General features: G+C 61.5%; 14 protein-coding genes. All 14 read right to left on the bottom strand.

Going from position 1 to position 16,490, the window contains the following annotated elements:
- Nucleotides 1-84 precede the first annotated feature (84 nt).
- Nucleotides 85-792, bottom strand: a complete 708-nt coding sequence (gene ispD, locus J4E63_RS25905) for a 2-C-methyl-D-erythritol 4-phosphate cytidylyltransferase (protein WP_207283719.1) — start codon at nt 790-792, stop codon at nt 85-87.
- Nucleotides 789-1,067: a cell division protein FtsB gene (ftsB, locus tag J4E63_RS25900; protein ID WP_003184873.1), complete on the bottom strand. Its 279-nt coding sequence runs from the start codon at nt 1,065-1,067 to the stop codon at nt 789-791. Before ftsB ends, ispD begins: the two co-directional genes overlap by 4 nt.
- Nucleotides 1,068-1,238: 171 nt before the next feature.
- Complete coding sequence (gene eno, locus J4E63_RS25895; protein WP_072408299.1) at nt 1,239-2,528, bottom strand: phosphopyruvate hydratase; 1,290 nt, start codon at nt 2,526-2,528, stop codon at nt 1,239-1,241.
- A 246-nt stretch (nt 2,529-2,774) separates the two neighbouring features.
- Nucleotides 2,775-3,620: a 3-deoxy-8-phosphooctulonate synthase gene (gene kdsA / locus J4E63_RS25890; protein ID WP_053152762.1), complete on the bottom strand. Its 846-nt coding sequence runs from the start codon at nt 3,618-3,620 to the stop codon at nt 2,775-2,777.
- 4 nt (nt 3,621-3,624) lie between these two features.
- Nucleotides 3,625-5,256 (bottom strand): CTP synthase, encoded by a 1,632-nt coding sequence (locus tag J4E63_RS25885; protein ID WP_058542194.1) that lies wholly within the window; start codon nt 5,254-5,256, stop codon nt 3,625-3,627.
- 274 nt (nt 5,257-5,530) lie between these two features.
- Nucleotides 5,531-6,859, bottom strand: coding sequence for a tRNA lysidine(34) synthetase TilS (gene tilS / locus J4E63_RS25880; RefSeq protein ID WP_207283718.1), 1,329 nt, complete (start codon nt 6,857-6,859; stop codon nt 5,531-5,533).
- 136 nt (nt 6,860-6,995) lie between these two features.
- Nucleotides 6,996-7,943 (bottom strand): acetyl-CoA carboxylase carboxyltransferase subunit alpha, encoded by a 948-nt coding sequence (locus J4E63_RS25875; RefSeq protein WP_060738991.1) that lies wholly within the window; start codon nt 7,941-7,943, stop codon nt 6,996-6,998.
- Nucleotides 7,944-8,092: 149 nt separating this feature from the next.
- Nucleotides 8,093-11,614 (bottom strand): DNA polymerase III subunit alpha, encoded by a 3,522-nt coding sequence (gene dnaE / locus J4E63_RS25870; RefSeq protein ID WP_207283717.1) that lies wholly within the window; start codon nt 11,612-11,614, stop codon nt 8,093-8,095.
- A 201-nt stretch (nt 11,615-11,815) separates the two neighbouring features.
- Complete coding sequence (gene rnhB / locus J4E63_RS25865; RefSeq protein WP_192262326.1) at nt 11,816-12,469, bottom strand: ribonuclease HII; 654 nt, start codon at nt 12,467-12,469, stop codon at nt 11,816-11,818.
- Complete coding sequence (gene lpxB / locus J4E63_RS25860) at nt 12,466-13,596, bottom strand: lipid-A-disaccharide synthase (protein WP_207283716.1); 1,131 nt, start codon at nt 13,594-13,596, stop codon at nt 12,466-12,468. The genes rnhB and lpxB overlap by 4 nt, the downstream gene beginning before the upstream one ends.
- A 2-nt stretch (nt 13,597-13,598) precedes the next feature.
- Nucleotides 13,599-14,375: an acyl-ACP--UDP-N-acetylglucosamine O-acyltransferase gene (gene lpxA / locus J4E63_RS25855; RefSeq protein ID WP_053118863.1), complete on the bottom strand. Its 777-nt coding sequence runs from the start codon at nt 14,373-14,375 to the stop codon at nt 13,599-13,601.
- A complete protein-coding gene (gene fabZ, locus J4E63_RS25850; RefSeq protein WP_003184897.1) occupies nt 14,372-14,812 on the bottom strand; it encodes a 3-hydroxyacyl-ACP dehydratase FabZ in 441 nt (146 codons plus the stop codon). Before fabZ ends, lpxA begins: the two co-directional genes overlap by 4 nt.
- A gap of 105 nt (nt 14,813-14,917) precedes the next feature.
- Complete coding sequence (gene lpxD, locus J4E63_RS25845; protein ID WP_092330646.1) at nt 14,918-15,973, bottom strand: UDP-3-O-(3-hydroxymyristoyl)glucosamine N-acyltransferase; 1,056 nt, start codon at nt 15,971-15,973, stop codon at nt 14,918-14,920.
- 3 nt (nt 15,974-15,976) lie between these two features.
- A complete protein-coding gene (locus J4E63_RS25840; RefSeq protein ID WP_003184901.1) occupies nt 15,977-16,480 on the bottom strand; it encodes an OmpH family outer membrane protein in 504 nt (167 codons plus the stop codon).
- Nucleotides 16,481-16,490: the final 10 nt, after the last annotated feature.

Here is a 16,490-nt window from a genome sequence, read left to right as displayed (position 1 = left end):
GCACCGGTCCCCATTGTGGGAGCGAGCTTGCTCGCGATGGCGCCAGCCCAGATGCTGAAGATCTAACGAGGGGACAGGTCCCGCTTAATGCCGATTCGCCCAACGCTGGCGCAACCACTCCAGGTCTTCCGGCCGGGTGACCTTGATGTTATCCGAACGCCCCTCGATCAACCGAGGCGCCTGCCCCGCCCACTCCATGGCGGACGCTTCGTCGGTAATCACTGCATCCGCCACCAGGCTGTCGGCCAGGGCTCGGTGCAAGGCACCGAGGCGGAACATCTGCGGCGTGTAGGCTTGCCAGATCACGCTGCGATCAACGGTTTCCAGTACGCGGCCATGCTTGTCGACGCGTTTGAGAGTGTCGCGCGCCGGAACGGCCAGCAGGCCGCCGACCGGGTCGTTCGCCAACTCGCTGAGCAATGTGTCCAGGTCGGCCCGGCTCAGGTTGGGCCGTGCGGCATCGTGGACCAACACCCAATCGTGATCGTCGGCGCCCTGCCCGTGCAGATGCAGCAAGGCATTGAGCACTGAATCCGAACGTTGCTCGCCGCCGTCGACACGCTGGATGCGTGTGTCGCTGGCGCAGGCCAGGGTCGGCCAGTAAGGATCATCGTGTGCAAGGCTGACCACCACACCCTTGACGGTGGGATGGTCGAGGAAACAGCCGAGGCTGTGTTCGAGAATTGTGCGTCCGCCCAGTTGCAGGTATTGCTTGGGACGGTCGGCGGCCATCCGGGCGCCAACGCCCGCGGCAGGAATCACGGCCCAGAAGGCCGGCAAACGCATACTCATTGGGCCAACTGGTAGAGGGTTTCGCCCTCCTTGACCATGCCCAGTTCATGTCGAGCCCGCTCTTCAACGGTCTCCATGCCTTTTTTCAACTCTGTCACTTCGGCGTCCATCACCCGATTACGCTCCAGTAGCGCCTCGTTTTCGGCGTGTTGGTCGGCAATTTGCTGAGTCAGGTCGGCCACTTGCGCCAAGCTGCCATTGCCCACCCACAGGCGGTACTGCAGGCCGGCCAGCAACAGGAGCAAGACAAGAAACAACCAATTGGGACTGCGCATCGAATATCAGGTATCCAGTGAAAAAAGACCGCCATGCCAAACTTTGAAGCGTCTGATAGCACGAAGCCTGGAAGAACCAGGCTTGTGCTTGATAAGGCATCAGATTAGAGGCAAAACCGCCACCATGGGCGACTTTGCGACCAAACCCGCTGTCTTTTTACCATTTACCGCTTAGCCGCGAAACTCGGCGCGACCGTTGTACTTGGCCTTGCCATTCAATTGCTCTTCGATACGCAGCAGTTGGTTGTACTTGGAAACGCGGTCGGAACGGCACAGCGAACCGGTCTTGATCTGGCCTGCCGCAGTGCCCACGGCCAGGTCGGCAATGGTCGAGTCTTCGGTTTCGCCGGAGCGGTGGGAGATCACGGCGGTATAGCCGGCGGCCTTGGCCATCTGGATGGCTTCCAGGGTTTCGGTCAGGGTGCCGATCTGGTTGAACTTGATCAGGATCGAGTTGGCGATCTTCTTGTCGATGCCTTCTTTCAGGATCTTGGTGTTGGTCACGAACAGGTCGTCACCCACCAGTTGGGTCTTCTCGCCGATCTTGTCGGTGAGGATTTTCCAGCCAGCCCAGTCGGACTCGTCCAGACCGTCTTCGATGGAGATGATCGGATAACGTTCGGTCAGGCCCTTGAGGTAGTCGGCGAAACCTTCGGCGGTGAACACCTGGCCTTCGCCGGACAGGTTGTACTTGCCGTCTTCGAAGAACTCGCTGGCGGCGCAGTCCAGGGCCAGGGTCACGTCGGTACCCAGCTTGTAGCCAGCGTTGGCCACGGCTTCGGAGATCACTTTCAACGCGTCTTCGTTGGACGCCAGGTTCGGTGCGAAACCGCCTTCGTCGCCAACGGCAGTGCTCAGGCCACGGGCCTTCAGCACGGCCTTGAGGTGATGGAAAATCTCGGTGCCCATGCGCAGGCCTTCGGAGAAGGTCTTGGCGCCAACCGGCTGCACCATGAATTCCTGGATGTCGACGTTGTTATCGGCGTGCTCGCCGCCGTTGATGATGTTCATCATCGGCACCGGCATCGAGTAGACACCCGGGGTACCGTTGAGGTTGGCGATGTGCGCGTACAGCGGCAGGTCCTGATCCTGGGCAGCGGCCTTGGCAGCGGCCAGGGACACGGCGAGGATCGCGTTGGCGCCCAGGGTGGCTTTGTTCTCGGTACCGTCGAGCTTGATCATCGCGTGATCGAGGGCTTTCTGGTCGGCAGGGTCCTTGCCCAGCAACAGTTCACGGATCGGACCGTTGATGTTGGCGACGGCTTTGAGCACGCCCTTGCCCAGGTAACGGCTCTTGTCGCCATCACGCAGCTCCAGCGCTTCGCGCGAGCCAGTGGAAGCACCGGACGGCGCGCAGGCGCTGCCGATGATACCGTTGTCGAGAAGCACGTCCGCTTCAACAGTGGGGTTGCCGCGGGAGTCGAGAACTTCACGACCTTTGATGTCGACGATTTTTGCCATTGTTGTAAACACTCCAAAGTTGACTAGAACGTTGCAGAAAACTTGCTCGCGCTCAGCTGCGAAGCAGCCAAGCGCCTGGATGGGAGCGCTTCGCACTCCAGCGGGAGCAAGCTCCCTCGCCACAAAGAGCAAGGCTTGCCGACGATGAGCCCTGAAGGACACCATCGCAGGCCATGCTCCCACAAGAGCAGTGCGGCCAGCAGGCCAGAGCGATAATCGAGCGGTACTTTACCGGAGAAAACCGCGTTACGCGGTTTCTATCGTCGGAAAACCCTTGACCAGCTCATCCAATGCCTTGAGCTGAGACAGGAAAGGTTCCAGCTTGTTCAAGCGCAAGGCACAAGGGCCGTCGCACTTGGCGTTGTCCGGATCGGGATGGGCTTCGAGGAACAGGCCGGCGAGGGACTGGCTCATGCCCGCCTTGGCCAGATCGGTGACCTGGGCGCGACGACCGCCAGCGGAGTCGGAACGACCACCGGGCATCTGCAAGGCGTGAGTCACGTCGAAGAACACCGGGTACTCGAACTGCTTCATGATGCCGAAGCCGAGCATGTCCACCACCAGGTTGTTGTAGCCGAAGCTCGAACCACGCTCGCAGAGGATCAACTGGTCATTGCCGGCCTCTTCGCACTTGCTCAGGATGTGTTTCATTTCCTGGGGCGCGAGGAACTGGGCTTTCTTGATGTTGATCACCGCACCGGTCTTGGCCATCGCCACCACCAGGTCGGTCTGGCGCGACAGGAAGGCCGGCAACTGGATGATGTCGCAGACCTCGGCGACGACCGCGGCCTGGGCAGGCTCGTGGACATCGGTGATGATCGGTACGCCAAAGGCTTGCTTGATGTCCTGGAAGATCCGCATGCCTTCTTCCAGGCCCGGGCCACGGTAGGACGTCACGGACGAGCGGTTGGCCTTGTCGAAGCTGGCCTTGAACACGTAAGGGATACCCAGTTTCTGGGTCACCTTCACGTATTCCTCGCAGACCTGCATCGCCATGTCGCGGCTTTCCAGCACGTTCATGCCGCCGAACAGCACCATGGGCTTGTCATTGGCAATTTCGATGTCGCCGACGCGGATGATCTTCTGGGCCATCGTCTTATGCCTTTTTCTGGTGTTGAGCCAACGCGGCCTTCACGAAACCGCTGAACAACGGATGACCGTCCCGAGGCGTAGAGGTGAACTCGGGGTGGAACTGGCAGGCGACGAACCATGGATGGTCCGGGGACTCGACCACTTCCACCAGCGCGCCGTCACCGGAACGACCGGAGATTTTCAGGCCGGCCTCGATCAGTTGCGGCAGCAGGTTGTTGTTCACTTCGTAGCGATGACGGTGACGCTCGACGATCACATCCTTGGCGTAGCAATCGTGCACCTTGGAGCCGGCTTCGAGCAGGCATTCCTGGGCACCCAGACGCATGGTGCCGCCCAGGTCCGAGCTTTCGGTGCGCACTTCCACGGCACCGGTGGCATCTTCCCACTCGGTGATCAGGCCCACGACCGGATGGCCGCTGGCGCGATCGAACTCGGTGGAGTTGGCGTCTTTCCAGCCCAGCACGTTACGGGCGAACTCGATGACCGCCACTTGCATGCCCAGGCAGATCCCCAGGTAAGGCACCTTGTTTTCGCGAGCGTATTGCACGGCGGTGATCTTGCCTTCCACGCCCCGCAGGCCGAAGCCGCCCGGCACGAGGATCGCATCGGCGCCTTCGAGCAGGCCGGTGCCCTGGTTCTCGATGTCTTCGGAATCGATGTAGCGCAGATTGACCTTGGTGCGGTTGCTGATACCCGCGTGACTCATCGCTTCGATCAGCGACTTGTAGGCGTCCAGCAGTTCCATGTACTTGCCGACCATGGCGATGGTGACTTCGTGTTCCGGATTGAGCTTGGCATCGACCACGGCGTCCCATTCGGACAGGTCGGCGCTGGCGCATTGCAGGCCGAAACGCTCGACGACGAAATCGTCCAGGCCCTGGGAATGCAGGATGCCCGGGATCTTGTAGATGGTGTCGGCGTCTTCCAGGCCGATGACCGCGCGCTCTTCAACGTTGGTGAACTGGGCGATCTTGCGACGCGACGAGATATCGATCGGGTGGTCGGAGCGGCAGATCAGCACGTCCGGCTGCAGGCCGATGGAGCGCAGTTCCTTGACCGAGTGCTGGGTCGGCTTGGTCTTGGTTTCGCCAGCAGTGGCGATGTACGGGACCAGGGTCAGGTGCATCAGCATCGCGCGCTTGGCGCCGATTTCGAAACGCAACTGGCGGATGGCTTCGAGGAACGGCTGGGACTCGATATCGCCCACGGTCCCGCCGATTTCGACCATCGCCACGTCGGCGTCGCCGGCACCCTTGATGATGCGGCGCTTGATTTCGTCGGTGATGTGCGGGATGACCTGGATGGTCGCGCCCAGGTAGTCACCACGACGCTCCTTGCGCAGCACGTGTTCGTAGACACGGCCGGTGGTGAAGTTGTTGTTCTGGGTCATGGTCGTGCGGATGAACCGCTCGTAGTGGCCCAGGTCCAGGTCGGTCTCGGCGCCGTCGTGGGTGACGAACACTTCACCGTGCTGGAACGGGCTCATGGTGCCCGGGTCGACGTTGATGTACGGGTCCAGCTTGAGCATGGTGACCTTAAGTCCCCGCGCCTCCAGGATGGCCGCCAATGAAGCCGAGGCAATGCCTTTCCCCAATGAAGAAACAACACCGCCCGTGACGAATATGTAGCGCGTCATGAAAAACCCTAGAAGTCTGCGTTAAAGCGGTCCGAGCCGCCGGGGAAAGCGAAGGAAGGCCGAAGCCCCCGATCACCTGCATTAATCACAGTGCACCTTTCAAAAAAACCGCCGCGTTGGGACAGACCGGAAGTGAAATCACCGGTACGTTGCTCGCTACACATTTTTTGGAATCGCCCAGCAAAGACTGCTTGGTAATCGGCAACTCCTGCAATTCAGGCGAATCCACAGAAGTTGTATCAAGAAGGGAGCGTAGTCTACCGGAAAGCCCCTTTCAGCTCAAACCCAGATCTTGGTTTCCTGGTGTCCAGATCAATCGCCAACTGCCATCAGCTTGTGCATCGAGCCCGGCCAGGTTGGCCACCGCCAGCAATTGCTCGCCTTGATAAAGCAGCGGCAATCGGCCGCGAACGAACGCCGGCACGCCCTTTTCATTGAGCAAACGCTTGAGATCACGATGACCACGACTCGCTAACGCCAGCACCTCGCCGCCTTGACGATAGCGCACGCTAAGCGGCCCCGCAGGCGGCTGGCCGATAAGCACCACCTGACCGTTGCCCGGCAAGGGCAGCGGCAGCGCCGGATCTGCCCAGTCGACGGGGCCTGGCAGCGAACATAGCCAGTGGTCGGATAACCACCAGACCCGCCCGGCGGCCCGGTGCAGCTCGCCGTCGGCCAGGCGCCAGATGGGCCGGGCATCGTCCGCGGCATCGCGCAACGAGTCCCAGCCCGCCCAGTGATCGCTGTCGGGCAGCAGGGTCAGGGGGGCCAGCCAGTGGCTCAACGCGTTGCGCTGACGGGCCGGCGACAACGCCCGCAACGGCGCCAGCACCAGCGATGGCAGCCCAAGCCAGTCGAACGCACCTGGCGTCACGGCCTGGGACAAGTCGATCCGCGCCAAGTCGTCCAGCAAGCCTTGGGCTTCACCCATGTGCGCAGCACTTCGGGCCAGGGTCGCCGAGGCTTGCGGCCAGTGCGCGGCCAGCACTGGAAAAACCCGCTGGCGCAGGTAGTTGCGCGCGTACCGGTGATCATCGTTGGACGGGTCGTCGATCCAGCTCAAGCCCTGTTGCGTCGCATAGGCTTGCAGCTCGGCACGGGACACCTCGAGCAACGGCCGCAGCAGATGCCCCAGACCCAAAGGTCGCTGCCGTGGCATCGCCGCCAACCCCCTCACCCCTGCCCCCCGCAGCAGGCGAAACAACAAGGTTTCGGCCTGGTCATCACGATGCTGGGCGGTGAGCAGCACTTCATTGCCATGGAGGGCCGCCACGAACGCGCCATAACGCGCCTCCCGGGCAGCACGCTCGATACTGGCGCCAGGGCGCACTTGTACATTCACCACGTCCAGCGGTACGCCAAGAGCCGCACAGACCGAACGGCAATGATCCGGCCACGCCTCGGCCACTGCCTGAAGGCCGTGATGCACATGGATAGCACTCAACGCGGGCAGGGCGTGATGTTGCGAAAGGGTCGCGAGCAGGTGCAGCAGGACGGTGGAGTCGAGGCCGCCGGAGAAGGCGATGCGCCAGGTGGCGGCGTTGCGCCAGGGGGATAGCTGTGTGAGGAGCCGGGTGGGCAGGTCGATCCTGGGCTGATTCATAGAAACTGGCCTTCACACAAATCAAATGTGGGAGCGAGCTTGCTCGCGATTGGCGGTATATCAGTCAACTTATCTGTTGAATGTTAAACCGTTATCGCGAGCAAGCTCGCTCCCACACAGGGGTACAGCGCTTGGATCAGAGACCGTAGCTCATCAACCGCTCGTAGCGACGGGCCAGCAGCGCGTCGTTATCGAATTTCTTGAGCATCGACAACTGGGAACTCAGCTCGGCGCGGATCAGTGCCGCCGCCGCAGCCGGGTCGCGGTGGGCGCCGCCCACGGGCTCGTTGATCACTTTGTCGACGATGCCCAGGCCTTTGAGACGCTCGGCGGTAATGCCCATGGCCTCGGCGGCATCCGGCGCCTTCTCGGCAGTTTTCCACAGGATCGACGCGCAGCCTTCCGGCGAGATCACCGCATAAGTGGAATACTGCAGCATGTTCAACTGGTCGCAGACACCGATGGCCAACGCACCGCCGGAACCACCCTCGCCAATCACGGTGGCGATGATCGGGGTTTTCAGGCGTGCCATGACGCGCAGGTTCCAGGCAATCGCTTCGCTCTGGTTGCGCTCTTCGGCATCGATGCCCGGGTAGGCGCCCGGGGTGTCGATGAAGGTCAGGATCGGCATCTTGAAGCGCTCGGCCATCTCCATCAGGCGGCACGCCTTGCGGTAGCCTTCCGGACGCGGCATGCCGAAGTTGCGGCGCACCTTCTCGCGGACTTCGCGGCCTTTCTGGTGACCGATCACCATCACCGGCTGCTCGTCCAGGCGGGCAACGCCGCCGACGATCGCGGCGTCGTCGGAGAAGTGACGGTCGCCATGCAGCTCATCGAACTCGGTAAAGATGTGGTCGATGTAGTCCAGGGTGTAGGGACGACGCGGGTGACGTGCCAGGCGAGCGATCTGCCAGCTGGTCAGCTTGCCGAAGATGTCTTCGGTCAGCGTGCGGCTTTTATCCTGCAGACGAGAGATTTCATCGCCGATATTCAGCGAATTGTCATTACCGACCAAGCGCAACTCTTCGATCTTGGCTTGCAGGTCGGCGATCGGCTGTTCGAAATCAAGAAAATTCGGGTTCATAGGCGTCCGTCTTGGGTCGACGTCCAAGAGAGCTTGGGCCGGCCGGTTGTCTATTCGCGCCTACCTTAAGGGAGAGGCGCGTTCAGGTCGAGATTAAAAATTCGGGTCGAGATCAGGGGCATTCCGGTTTCAACAGTGGCCCCTGGCCGTCAACGGTATTGGAGGAAGACGTTGTCTTTGCCGAACTGGTCACGCAAGGCTTGAATCAACGCATCCGCCGGATCGATCCGCCAGCCTTCGCCGAACTGCAGCACGGCCTTGGCATCGGGGCGTACGTACTCCATGGTGATCGGGCAGGCACCGCGATGGCGCTTGAACAATTCGCCCAACCAGCGTAGCTGATCGCCCTTGAGGTCCTGGGTCTGCAACTTCAGGCGCAGGCTCTCGGCCAGGTTGGTACGGGCATCTTCCATGCTCATCACCCGCTTGACCCGCAACCGCAGGCCACCGGAGAAGTCATCGTTGCTGACCTCGCCTTCCACCACCACCATCGCGTCGGTCTGCAACAGCGACTGCGCCGAATGGAACGCATCGGCGAAGAGTGACGCCTCGATGCGCCCGGAGCGGTCGTCGAGGGTGATGAAGCCCATCTTGTCGCCCTTTTTGTTTTTCATCACCCGCAGGGCGATGATCATGCCGGCGACCGTCTGGGTGTCGCGCGCCGGCTTGAGGTCAATGATGCGCTGGCGGGCGAAGCGGCGGATCTCGCCTTCGTATTCGTCGATCGGGTGACCGGTGAGGTAGAGGCCCAGGGTGTCTTTTTCACCCTTGAGGCGTTCCTTGAGGGTCAGTTCCTTGGCCTTGCGATGGTTGCCGTAGACATCGGCGTCCTCCTCGACGAACAGCCCGCCAAACAGGTCGGCGTGGCCGCTGTCGTGGGTACGGGCGGTCTGTTCGGCGGCCTTGATCGCCTCCTCCATCGCCGCCAGCAACACCGCGCGGTTGCGGTCGATGTTGGCCTGGTAGGCCTTGGGCTCATCCTGGAAGTAAGGCCCGAGCCGGTCCAGGGCGCCACTGCGGATCAAACCGTCAAGGGTGCGCTTGTTGATGCGCTTGAGGTCAACCCGCGCGCAGAAATCGAACAGGTCCTTGAACGGCCCGTCCTGGCGCGCTTCGGTGATGGCTTCCACCGGACCCTCGCCCACGCCCTTGATCGCGCCGAGGCCATAGATGATGCGGCCTTCGTCGTTCACCGTGAACTTGAACTCCGAAGCGTTCACGTCCGGTGCGTCGAGGCGCAGCTTCATGGTCCGCACTTCTTCGATCAAGGTCACGACCTTGTCGGTGTTGTGCATATCCGCCGACAGTACCGCGGCCATGAATGGCGCCGGGTAATGGGCCTTCAACCATGCCGTCTGGTACGACACCAGGCCATAGGCGGCGGAGTGGGATTTGTTGAAGCCGTAGCCGGCGAATTTTTCCACCAGGTCGAAGATGTTGCCCGCCAGGTCCGCATCGATGCCGTTGTTCGCGCAACCTTCGATGAAACCACCGCGCTGCTTGGCCATTTCCTCGGGCTTTTTCTTACCCATGGCTCGACGCAGCATGTCCGCGCCGCCGAGGGTGTAGCCGGCCATCACCTGGGCAATCTGCATCACCTGTTCCTGGTACAGGATGATGCCGTAGGTCGGGGCCAGCACCGGCTTGAGGCCGTCGTACTGATAATCCGGGTGCGGGTACGCCAGCTCGGCGCGACCGTGCTTACGGTTGATGAAGTCATCCACCATGCCCGATTGCAGGGGCCCCGGACGGAACAGGGCCACCAGTGCGATCAGGTCTTCCAGGCAGTCGGGCTTGAGCTTCTTGATCAGCTCCTTCATGCCCCGGGATTCAAGCTGGAACACCGCCGTGGTTTCAGCTTTTTGCAACAGGCTGTAGGTCGGTTTGTCATCCAGTGGGATGAAGGCAATGTCCAGCGGCTCTTCGCCGACCTTGGCCCGGTCGCGGTTGATGGTTTTCAACGCCCAGTCGATGATCGTCAGGGTCCGCAGGCCGAGGAAGTCGAACTTCACCAGACCTGCGGCCTCGACGTCGTCCTTGTCGAACTGGGTCACCAGGCCGTCGCCTTCTTCATCGCAATAGATCGGCGAGAAGTCCGTCAGCTTGGTCGGCGCGATGACCACGCCCCCGGCGTGCTTGCCGACGTTACGCACCACGCCTTCGAGCTTGCGGGCCATCTCCCAGATTTCCGCGGCCTCTTCGTCGACCTTGATGAAGTCCCGCAGGATTTCTTCCTGCTCATAGGCCTTCTCCAGGGTCATGCCGACTTCGAAGGGAATCATCTTCGACAGGCGATCCGCCAGACCGTAGGACTTGCCCTGCACCCGCGCCACGTCACGCACCACCGCCTTGGCGGCCATGGAACCGAAGGTGATGATCTGGCTTACCGCGTTGCGGCCATATTTCTCGGCCACGTAGTCGATGACCCGGTCGCGGCCGTCCATGCAGAAGTCGACGTCGAAGTCGGGCATGGATACCCGTTCCGGGTTGAGGAAACGTTCGAACAGCAGGTCATATTCCAGCGGGTCGAGGTCGGTGATCTTCTGCACGTAGGCCACCAGCGACCCCGCACCCGATCCACGGCCAGGGCCCACCGGCACGCCGTTGCTCTTGGCCCACTGGATGAAGTCCATCACGATCAGGAAGTAACCGGGAAAACCCATCTGGATGATGATATCCAGCTCGAAATTCAACCGATCGACATAGACCTGGCGCTTGGCTTCGTAATCTTCGGTGGTGTCCTTGGGCAACAGGACACGGAGGCGTTCGTCGAGGCCGTCGAAGGACACTTTGCGGAAATATTCGTCGATGGTCATGCCATCGGGAATCGGGAAGTTGGGCAGGAAGTGCTTGCCCAGCTTCACTTCGATGTTGCAGCGCTTGGCGATCTCGACGGTGTTTTCCAGCGCCTCGGGCAAGTCGCTGAACAACTCGGCCATTTCCTCGGCGCTCTTGAGGTATTGCTGGTCGCTGTAGTTCTTCGACCGACGCGGGTCGTCGAGGGCACGGCCCTCACCGATGCAGACCCGTGTTTCGTGGGCTTCGAAATCTTCCCGCTTGATGAACCGCACGTCATTGGTCGCCACCAGCGGCGCGCCGATCTTGTCGGCCAGGGCCACGGCGGCATGCAGGTGCTCTTCGTCATTGGGACGGTTGGTGCGTTGCACCTCGATGTAGAAGCGGTCCGGGAACACCGCCATCCAGTCACGGGCCAGGGTCTCGGCTTCGTCGGGATTGCCGCTGAGCAGGGCCAGGCCGATTTCACCTTCCTTGGCTGCCGACAGCATGATCAGCCCTTCGCTGGCCTCGGCCACCCACTCGCGCTCGATGATGATCGAGCCGTTGCGCTGACCATCGATAAAACCGCGGGAGATCAGCTCGGTGAGGTTGCGATACCCCACGGCGTTCATCGCCAACAGGCTGATACGGCTCAGCGGCGCGTCCGGGTCCTTGTTCGACAGCCACAGGTCGGCGCCACAGATCGGCTTGATCCCGGCGCCCATGGCGGCCTTGTAGAACTTGACCAGCGAGCACATGTTGTTCTGGTCGGTGACCGCCACGGCAGGCATGTTCATGCCCACCAGGGTCTTGACCAGGGGCTTGATCCGCACCAGACCGTCGACCAGGGAGTATTCAGTGTGCAGGCGTAGATGAACGAATGAAGCCGGCATAGTGATCCTGCGTTAAGTCATGAAAACAACAAGGCCCGGATTGTACCGGGCCTTGGGTAAAACATCAGCCTGCAACCCATACCGCTCATTGAAGTGATTGAATCCGTGGCGAGGGAGCTTGCTCCCGCTGGGCTGCGCAGCAGCTCCCTTCTTATGGGCGCTTCGCCCCCAAGCGGGAGCAAGCTCCCTCGCCACAATGAATCAGGCGAATCTCTCGCTTTCGATCAACCCTTCACGGGCTTCATACGCCAGCCGCACCGGGGCGAACGAACGCCGGTGGATCGGCGTTGGCCCCAGGCGTGCCAGGGCTTCCAGATGAACGGGGGTCGGGTAGCCCTTGTGGCTGCCGATGCCGTAGCCTGGGTAGATCAACTCGAAGGCGCTCATCTCCCGGTCACGGCTGACCTTCGCCAGGATCGAGGCCGCCGCGATGGCCGGCACCTTGCCGTCGCCCTGGATCACCGCTTCGGCGCGCATCGACAGTTTCGGGCAGCGATTGCCATCGATCATCGCCAACTTCGGCGTGATGTGCAGGCCCTGCACCGCACGCTGCATGGCAAGCATGGTGGCGTGCAGAATATTGAGTTCATCGATTTCTTCGACTTCGGCCCGGGCGATGCACCAGCTCAGGGCTTTCTCGCAGATTTCGTCGTAGAGTTTTTCGCGACGGGCTTGCGTGAGCTTCTTCGAATCATTGAGCCCCAGGATCGGCCGGTTCGGGTCGAGAATCACCGCCGCCGTCACCACCGCGCCGCACAATGGGCCGCGCCCCACTTCATCGACACCGGCCACCAGTTCTTCCACTTCGGCAACCAGGTTGAAGTCCAGGCCCATCTGTAGCTTTACGTTGCTCATGGTTTTGCGCCAATCAGGGTCAGTACCGCGTCAGCCGCCTGGTTGGAGGCATCGCGACGCAGGGTACGGTGAATTTCGTCAAAGCCGCGAGTCTGCTCCTCGCCGCCGTCGATCAAGGGCGAGAGCGTGCTGGCCAGCGCCTCGGCGGTCGCATCGTCCTGCAGCAGCTCCGGCACCAACAGGCGTTGGGCCAGCAGGTTCGGCAAGGACACGTAGGGGCTCTTGACCATGCGCTTGAGAATCCAGAACGTCAGCGGCGCCAGGCGATAGGCGACCACCATCGGGCGTTTGTACAACAACGCCTCAAGGGTAGCAGTGCCGGAGGCAATCAACACCGCATCACAGGCCGCCAACGCGTCATGGGAACGGCCGTCGAGCAACGTCACCGGCAAATCGCGACCGACCAGCAGGGCTTCCAGCTGGACGCGGCGCTGCGGGCTGGCACACGGCAGGACAAAACGCACACCAGGGCGCAGCGCCAGAAGGCGTTCGGCGGCGTCGAAGAACAAGCCACCCAGGCGACTCACTTCGCCGCCCCGGCTACCGGGCATCAAGGCCACCAGCGGCCCATCGGGCAAGCCCAACGCCTGGCGAGCCGCCTCGCGATCGGCTTCCAGGGGAATGGTATCGGCCAGGGTGTGTCCGACAAACCGCACCGGCACGCCTTTCTCTTCGTAGAACCTGGCCTCGAACGGCAGCAGCGTCAGCATCAGGTCGCAGCCTTCGCGGATCTTCAGCACCCGCTTCTGCCGCCAGGCCCAGACCGACGGGCTGACGTAGTGCACGGTCTTGATCCCGGCCTGACGCAATTTGAGTTCGATATTGAGGGTGAAATCCGGTGCATCGATGCCGATGAACACATCCGGTTTTTCTTCGATCAGGGTCTGGATCAGTTTCTTGCGCCGGGCCAGCAGCTCGCGCAGGCGACCGAGCACTTCCACCAGGCCCATCACTGACAGGCGCTCCATCGGAAAATAGGAGGTCAGGCCTTCGGCCTGCATCAACGGCCCACCGACCCCGATGAATTCCACCGCGGGGTGCTGCGCCTTGAGCGCTCGCATCAGACCCGCGCCCAGAATGTCACCGGAAGCCTCTCCCGCCACCAGTGCAACGCGCACGTTAGCCATGGTCAGCGAGTGATGCCGCGGGTCGAAGACTGGATGGAGTCGCGGAAGATCGCGACTTCCGGGTATTGCGCCGACGCCTCGGCCAGTTCGGCGAGCGCCTGTTCGACGGTCAGGCCCTGGCGGTACACCACCTTGTAGGCACGACGCAGGGCCGTAATCGCCTCTTCACTGAAACCACGACGGCGCATGCCTTCGAAGTTCATGCTGCGAGCTTCGGCCGGGTTGCCGAACACCGTGACATAGGCCGGGACGTCCTTGCCGATGGCGGTGCCCATGCCAGAGAAGCTGTGGGCGCCGATGTGGCAATACTGGTGCACCAGGGTGAACCCGGACAGGATCGCCCAATCGTCCACGTGTACATGGCCGGCCAACGCGGTGTTGTTGACCAGGATGCAATGGTTGCCAATCACACTGTCATGGCCGATGTGTGCGTAGGCCATGATCAGGTTGTGGTCGCCCAGGGTCGTTTCGGAACGATCCTGGACGGTGCCACGGTGAATCGTCACGCCTTCGCGGATCACGTTGTGATCGCCAATGACCAGACGGGTTTCTTCACCTTTGTACTTGAGATCGGGCGTGTCCTCGCCTACCGAAGAAAACTGGTAGATGCGATTGTGCCGACCGATCCGGGTCGGCCCCTTGAGAATTACGTGGGGACCGATCACCGTACCCTCGCCGATTTCCACACCTGCGCCGACAATCGACCACGGGCCGACCTCGACATCGGCGGCCAGGACGGCCGTCGGATCGATGATTGCGCGAGGGTCAATCAAACTCATAGTTTGCGTTCCGCACAGATGATTTCAGCGGAGCAGACTGGCTTGCCGTCGACCGAAGCCTGGCATTCGAATTTCCAGATCTGGCGCTTGCAACTGATGAACTTGGCTTCGAGGATCAACTGGTCGCCCGGGGTGACCGGCTGGCGGAAGCGCAGCTTGTCGGAGCCGACGAAGTAATAGAGCGTGCCGTCGGCAGGCTTGACGTCGAGCATTTTGAAACCAAGGATCCCGGCAGCCTGGGCCATCGCCTCGATGATCAGGACGCCCGGCATGATTGGATGCGCGGGGAAGTGACCATTGAAGAACGGCTCGTTGATGCTGACATTCTTATAGGCGCGAATGCGCTTGCCTTCAACGTCCAGGTCCACCACCCGATCCACCAGCAGGAACGGGTAACGGTGAGGCAGGTATTCGCGAATCTCGTTGATGTCCATCATTTCGGGGGGAAGCCTATGTAAAGATTGGGAGCGCACGAGTGACGCGCACTCCGCTAGCAAATCAAGATGCCCTAACGGCTGTGCACACTTGATATGGAAATGGTATCAGCCATCTGATGAAGCATTACCGCCAGGGGTCACGTCCCCTACACGCTTTTCCACCTGCTTGAGGCGCCGCGCGATGTCGTCGAGCTGGCGGATACGCGCCGCGCTCTTGCGCCATTCGGCTGCCGGTTGCATGGCTGTGCCGGAAGAATAGGCACCCGGCTCGGTAATCGAGTGGGTCACCATGGTCATCCCGGTCAGGAACACGTTGTCACAGATGTCGATATGGCCCACCAGGCCCACGCCACCGGCGAGCATGCAGTGCTTGCCGATCTTGGTGCTGCCGGAGATGCCCACGCAGGCGGCCATGGCGGTGTGGTCACCGACCTGAACGTTGTGGGCGATCTGGATCTGGTTGTCGAGCTTGACGCCATTGCCGATGACCGTGTCGGCCAGGGCACCGCGATCGATCGCGGTGTTGACGCCGATCTCCACGTCATCGCCAATGGTGACACCGCCGATCTGGGCGATCTTCTGCCAGATGCCTTTCTCGTTGGCAAAACCGAACCCTTCGCCACCCAGCACGGCGCCGGACTGGATCACCACGCGCTTGCCGATGCGCACATCGTGATACAGGGTGACCCGTGGCGCCAGCCAGCCGCCTTCGCCGATCTCGCTGCGTGCGCCAATGAAGCAATGGGCACCCAACGTGACGCCAGCACCGATTCGGGCCGCGCTTTCAATGACCACGAACGGGCCGACGCTGGCGGTAGGGTCCACCACGGCATCTGCGGCGATCACGGCGCTGGGATGAATACCGGCGGCCGATGTCGGCTTGGGATCGAACAGATGGGAAATTCGCGCATACGCCAGGTACGGATCGGGCACGATCAGGGCATCGCCGGCAAACCCGTCGGCATCAGCGGCCTTGAGCAACAACGCGGCTGCCCGGCTGTCGACCAGGTACTTGCGGTATTGAGGGTTTGCCAGAAAGCTCAACTGAGCTGGGCCAGCCTCTTGCAAAGTGGCTAGCCCAGTAATTGTCTTCTCCGGGTCGCCACGCAGGGTGGCGCCGAGGAACTCGGCCAACTGGCCGAGCTTGATAGTCGCTGTCATGGATTACTTCAGCTGATTCATGCGCTCGATCACTTGGCGCGTGATGTCGTACTGAGGCTTGACATCGATCACTGCGCCACGCTCGAACACCAGGTCAAAACCACCCTTCTTGATGACTTCTTCCACTGCGCTATCGAGTTTCGGCTTGAGTTGCTTGAGCATTTCGCGGTCGGCAACGGCCTTCGCTTCGTTCAGCTCCTTGGACTGGAACTGGAAGTCACGGGCCTTTTGCTTGAATTCAAGCTCCAGACGCTCGCGCTCGCCCTGGGCCATCTTGTCGCCACCGGCGACCAGACGATCCTGGATGCCCTTGGCGCTGCTTTCCAGGCCTTTGAGCTTGGTCAGTTGCGGGCCGAATTTCTTCTCGGCATCCACGGCGTACTTCTTCGCCGCGTCGGATTCCAGCAGGGCCATCTGATAATTCAGCACGGCAATCTTCATGTCGGCAAAAGCCGGACCGGCGACCAGTACGGTCGCCAGGAGAACCAATTGAGTCAACTTACGCACGATGCACTCC

The organism is Pseudomonas sp. FW300-N2F2 (assembly GCF_017351655.1).
Taxonomy (GTDB): Bacteria; Pseudomonadota; Gammaproteobacteria; order Pseudomonadales; family Pseudomonadaceae; genus Aquipseudomonas; species Aquipseudomonas fluorescens_AA.
The sequence above is the reverse complement of the archived record's forward strand: the minus strand, read 5'-3'. Positions and strand labels throughout refer to the sequence as shown.